We start from the raw sequence: 6,008 nt of genomic DNA on the forward strand, positions 1-6,008 counted from the left end.
GTCAGTCGCGCTCGGAGCGACGGGCCTCGCGGTCCCGGTCGATCTGGTCGACCTCCTGGGCCGAGGCCTCCTCGATCTCCAGGTCGTCCTCGTCGTAGAACTCCTCGACGTCCTCGTCCTCCTCGAAGATCACCTTGTCGGTGCCCTCGTCGCGGGGGTCGTGGGCGGGACGGCGGACCGGCTCCTCGGCAGTCTCCTCGGCGAGCTCCTCGGCCTCGGGGTCCAGCGCGTCCACGAACTCCAGGCCGTCGATCTCGGCCAGGCGCTCGTCGGCGTTGGTGCTGCCCTCCGGGTCGGCCTCGGCCGCCTTGGCGAACCAGTCGCGGGACTCGTCGGCGCGGCCGGCGGCGATCAGCGCCTCGGCGTAGGCGTAGCGCAGGCGGGCGGTCCACGGGTGCACCGCGTTGGAGGCCAGCTCCGGGCTCTGCAGGGTGACCACGGCGGCGTCGAACTGGCCCATGTCGCCGCGGGCACCGGCCGCGACCAGGCGCATCTCGACCTGGCCGGCCTTGTCCAGCTGCTTGACCTCGGGCTCGCCGGCCATCGCCAGCGCCTTCTCCGGGCGGCCCAGGCCGCGCTCGCAGTCGGCCATGACCGGCCACAGGTCGGCACGGCCGGTCATCCGGCGGGCGGCGCGGAACTCGGTCAGCGCCTCCGAGTAACGCTGGGTCATGTAGGAGGCGAAGCCGGCGGCCTCCCGGACGGACGGCACGCGGGAGGCGAGCCGCAGCGCGACCCGGGAGAACTTGTAGGCCTCCTCCGGCTCGGTGTCGAGCAGGCGGGCCACCATGACCAGGTTGCGGGCGACGTCGTCGGCCAGCGTCTTCGGCAGGCTCATCAGCTCCTGGCGCACGTCCGCGTCGATCTCCGCACCGGTGACGTCCTCCGGGATCGGAAGGCGGTGCACCGGCTCTTGGGTGCCGCGACGGTCGTCGTAGCCACCCCGGTCGCGGTCGCCGTACGACGGACGGTCATCCCGACGGAACCCACCACGGTCGCCCGACGGCCGGTCGCCATAGGGCCGACGCTCACCACGCGGGCCACCCTCACGACGGGGACCCCGGTCGCGGTCGCCGTACGACGGACGGTCGTCCCGACGGAACCCACCACGGTCACCGGACGGCCGGTCATCCCGACGCGGCGCGCGGTCACGGTCACCGTACGACGGACGGTCGTCACGACGCGGGCCACGGTCGCGGTCGCCGTACGAGGGACGGTCGTCACGACGCGGAGCACGGTCGCGGTCGCCGTACGAGGGGCGGTCATCCCGACGCGGGCCACGGTCGCCGTACGACGGGCGGTCGTCGCGACGGAACCCACCGCGGTCGCCCGAGGGCCGCTCGTCACGACGGAAGTCACCACGGTCACCGGACGGCCGGTCATCCCGACGCGGCGCGCGGTCACGGTCACCGTACGACGGACGGTCGTCACGACGCGGGCCACGGTCGCGGTCGCCGTACGAGGGGCGGTCATCCCGACGCGGGCCACGGTCGCCGTACGACGGGCGGTCGTCGCGACGGAACCCACCGCGGTCGCCCGAGGGCCGCTCGTCACGACGGAAGTCACCACGGTCACCGGACGGCCGGTCGTCACGGCGCGGAGCACGGTCACGGTCGCCGTAGGAGGGACGGTCGTCACGACGCGGGCCACGGTCGCGGTCGCCGAACGACGGGCGGTCGTCACGACGGAACCCACCACGGTCGCCCGAGGGGCGGTCGTCACGGCGCGGCGCACGGTCGCGGTCGCCGTACGACGGACGGTCATCCCGACGCGGGCCACGGTCGCGGTCGCCGAACGACGGGCGGTCGTCACGACGGAACCCACCACGGTCACCCGAGGGGCGGTCGTCACGACGCGGCGCACGGTCGCGGTCACCGTACGACGGACGGTCATCCCGACGCGGGCCACGGTCGCGGTCGCCGTACGACGGACGGTCGCCGTAGGAGGGGCGGTCGTCACGACGCGGCGCACGGTCGCGGTCACCGTAGGACGGACGGTCGCCGTAGGAAGGGCGGTCATCGCGACGCGGGCCACGGTCGCGGTCGCCGTACGACGGACGGTCGTCACGACGGGGGCCGCCGTCGCGGTCGTCCCGGCGCGGGCCGCGGTCGTTCGACCACCCGCCACGGGAGCGCGGCTCGTAGCCTCGGCCGTCGCCGGAGCGTCGTTCGGGGCGGTCCTGGGGCGGGTTGGGCATCGCGGTAACTCCTTCTACATCATCTACGTTGCCGCGGGCCTGGAAGGCGGTGCGTTCTTCGCGGCGGGGTGCCGGCCGCCTCAGGGGCGGTGCCAGGCACCACTTTCATTGTCAAGCATCGGGTCCGGCCCCGCGCCTGGAGCGGCGGCGGGCGGACCGATTCAGCAGGTGTTCGGAAAACAAAAAGGCCGTGGCCCCAGCTCATCGCTGGGGCCACGGCCTATGAAGAATTGTTCGGCGGTGTCCTACTCTCCCACAGGGTCCCCCCTGCAGTACCATCGGCGCTGTGAGGCTTAGCTTCCGGGTTCGGAATGTAACCGGGCGTTTCCCTCACGCTATGACCACCGAAACCCTATCGGGTATTCAGCGAACACACTTTTCAGTTGAAAGTAGTGTTACTAGTTCGCCGGCGATAGCTGTTCGCTACCCGGGAACCACACAGTGAACGCGAGCGTCTGAGGACAAGCCCTCGGCCTATTAGTACCGGTCAGCTCCACCCCTTACAGGGCTTCCACATCCGGCCTATCAACCCAGTCGTCTACTGGGAGCCTTACCCTCTCAAGGAGGTGGGAGTGCTCATCTCGAAGCAGGCTTCCCGCTTAGATGCTTTCAGCGGTTATCCCTCCCGAACGTAGCCAACCAGCCATGCCCTTGGCAGGACAACTGGCACACCAGAGGTTCGTCCGTCCCGGTCCTCTCGTACTAGGGACAGCCCTTCTCAACACTCCTACGCGCACAGCGGATAGGGACCGAACTGTCTCACGACGTTCTAAACCCAGCTCGCGTACCGCTTTAATGGGCGAACAGCCCAACCCTTGGGACCTACTCCAGCCCCAGGATGCGACGAGCCGACATCGAGGTGCCAAACCATCCCGTCGATATGGACTCTTGGGGAAGATCAGCCTGTTATCCCCGGGGTACCTTTTATCCGTTGAGCGACGGCGCTTCCACAAGCCACCGCCGGATCACTAGTCCCTGCTTTCGCACCTGCTCGACCCGTCGGTCTCACAGTCAAGCTCCCTTGTGCACTTACACTCAACACCTGATTGCCAACCAGGCTGAGGGAACCTTTGGGCGCCTCCGTTACTCTTTAGGAGGCAACCGCCCCAGTTAAACTACCCACCAGACACTGTCCCTGATCCGGATCACGGACCCAGGTTAGACATCCAGCACGACCAGAGTGGTATTTCAACGGCGACTCCACAATGACTGGCGTCACTGCTTCAAAGTCTCCCACCTATCCTACACAAGCCGAACCGAACACCAATATCAAGCTATAGTAAAGGTCCCGGGGTCTTTCCGTCCTGCTGCGCGAAACGAGCATCTTTACTCGTAATGCAATTTCACCGGGCCTATGGTTGAGACAGTCGAGAAGTCGTTACGCCATTCGTGCAGGTCGGAACTTACCCGACAAGGAATTTCGCTACCTTAGGATGGTTATAGTTACCACCGCCGTTTACTGGCGCTTAAGTTCTCAGCTTCGCCCCATCGAAACAGAGCTAACCGGTCCCCTTAACGTTCCAGCACCGGGCAGGCGTCAGTCCGTATACATCGCCTTACGGCTTCGCACGGACCTGTGTTTTTAGTAAACAGTCGCTTCTCGCTGGTCTCTGCGGCCGGCCCCAGCTCAAGCAGCAAGTGCCATCACCAGTTCCGGCCCCCCTTCTCCCGAAGTTACGGGGGCATTTTGCCGAGTTCCTTAACCATAGTTCACCCGAACGCCTCGGTATTCTCTACCTGACCACCTGAGTCGGTTTGGGGTACGGGCCGCCATGAAACTCGCTAGAGGCTTTTCTCGACAGCATAGGATCATCCACTTCACCACAATCGGCTCGGCATCAGGTCTCAGACTATATGTCGTGCGGATTTGCCTACACGACGTCCTACACCCTTACCCCGGGACAACCACCGCCCGGGCTGGACTACCTTCCTGCGTCACCCCATCGCTCACCTACTACCCTGTTGGATCAGCGGCTCCACCACGTCCCTTCGTCCGAAGACTCCAGGCCGGCTTCACGGCTTTAGCATTCAGAGGTTCAGCGTTGGCGCTTCAAAGCGGGTACGGGAATATCAACCCGTTGTCCATCGACTACGCCTGTCGGCCTCGCCTTAGGTCCCGACTTACCCTGGGCAGATCAGCTTGACCCAGGAACCCTTGGTCAATCGGCGCAAGAGTTTCCCACTCTTGTATCGCTACTCATGCCTGCATTCTCACTCGTATACCGTCCACGACTCGATTCCTCGGCCGCTTCACCCGGCACACGACGCTCCCCTACCCATCACAGCGGGCGTTGGCCCTCATGCTGCAATGACACGACTTCGGTGGTGTACTTGAGCCCCGCTACATTGTCGGCGCGGAATCACTTGACCAGTGAGCTATTACGCACTCTTTCAAGGGTGGCTGCTTCTAAGCCAACCTCCTGGTTGTCTCTGCGACTCCACATCCTTTCCCACTTAGCACACGCTTAGGGACCTTAGTCGGTGTTCTGGGCTGTTTCCCTCTCGACCATGGAGCTTATCCCCCACAGTCTCACTGCCGCGCTCTCACTTACCGGCATTCGGAGTTTGGCTAAGGTCAGTAACCCGGTGAGGCCCATCGCCTATCCAGTGCTCTACCTCCGGCAAGAAACACGCGACGCTGCACCTAAATGCATTTCGGGGAGAACCAGCTATCACGGAGTTTGATTGGCCTTTCACCCCTAACCACAGGTCATCCCCCAGGTTTTCAACCCTGGTGGGTTCGGTCCTCCACACGGTCTTACCCGCGCTTCAACCTGCCCATGGCTAGATCACTCCGCTTCGGGTCTTGGGCATGCAACTCAACCGCCCTATTCGGACTCGCTTTCGCTACGGCTACCCCACACGGGTTAACCTCGCTACACACCGCAAACTCGCAGGCTCATTCTTCAAAAGGCACGCAGTCACGGCCCGCCAGCAAGCTGACGAACGACGCTCCCACGGCTTGTAGGCACACGGTTTCAGGTACTATTTCACTCCGCTCCCGCGGTACTTTTCACCATTCCCTCACGGTACTATCCGCTATCGGTCACCAGGGAATATTTAGGCTTAGCGGGTGGTCCCGCCAGATTCACACGGAATTTCTCGGGCTCCGTGCTACTTGGGAGAAGCTCAAGTGAGCCGTACAGATTTCGCCTACGGGGGTCTTACCCTCTACGCCGGACCTTTCGCATGTCCTTCGACTACCCATACGGTTTCTGACTCACCCAGCCGCCGGCAGACGACTGAAGAACTTTCCCACGACCCCGAAGTGGCAACCCCTGCCGGGTCTCACACCACTACGGTTTAGCCTCATCCGGTTTCGCTCGCCACTACTCCCGGAATCACGGTTGTTTTCTCTTCCTGCGGGTACTGAGATGTTTCACTTCCCCGCGTTCCCTCCACATACCCTATGTGTTCAGGTATGGGTGACAGCCCATGACGACTGCCGGGTTTCCCCATTCGGACACCCCCGGATCAAAGCTCGGTTGACAGCTCCCCGGGGCCTATCGCGGCCTCCCACGTCCTTCATCGGTTCCTGGTGCCAAGGCATCCACCGTGCGCCCTTAAAAACTTGGCCACAGATGCTCGCGTCCACTGTGCAGTTCTCAAACAACGACCAGACACCCACACTCGACACCCGAAGGCACCTCACATGGGACCGGCACTGAGACAACGTTTCCGTTCCCTCAGGACCCAACAACGTGCCCGACACACCAGCATCAACATCCGCGTTCCACGCCCCGAAGAGCAGTACTGACGAACCATCAACCAGTGTGCCGAATAGTCAACGTTCCACCCATGAGCAACCGTG

The 6,008-nt window shown here is 63.9% G+C and carries 1 protein-coding gene, 2 rRNA genes and 1 pseudogene; all 4 read right to left on the reverse strand.

Features of this window, described 5'->3' with window-relative positions; all coding sequences use genetic code 11:
- Position 1 precedes the first annotated feature (1 nt).
- Entirely contained in the window at positions 2 to 907 is a 906-nt protein-coding gene (locus tag FHX73_RS45510) for a tetratricopeptide repeat protein (protein WP_246213771.1), read from the reverse strand.
- Between the two features lie 255 nt (positions 908 to 1,162).
- A pseudogene (locus FHX73_RS47625) lies at positions 1,163 to 1,738 on the reverse strand (DEAD/DEAH box helicase); the annotation flags it as partial.
- 691 nt (positions 1,739 to 2,429) lie between these two features.
- Positions 2,430 to 2,546 (reverse strand): 5S ribosomal RNA (gene rrf / locus FHX73_RS04895).
- 108 nt (positions 2,547 to 2,654) lie between these two features.
- Positions 2,655 to 5,774: ribosomal RNA gene (locus tag FHX73_RS04900) — 23S ribosomal RNA — on the reverse strand.
- Between the last annotated feature and the right edge of the window lie 234 nt (positions 5,775 to 6,008).

The sequence above is a fragment of the Kitasatospora viridis genome (assembly GCF_007829815.1).
In the GTDB taxonomy this organism is placed as follows: Bacteria; Actinomycetota; Actinomycetes; order Streptomycetales; family Streptomycetaceae; genus Kitasatospora; species Kitasatospora viridis.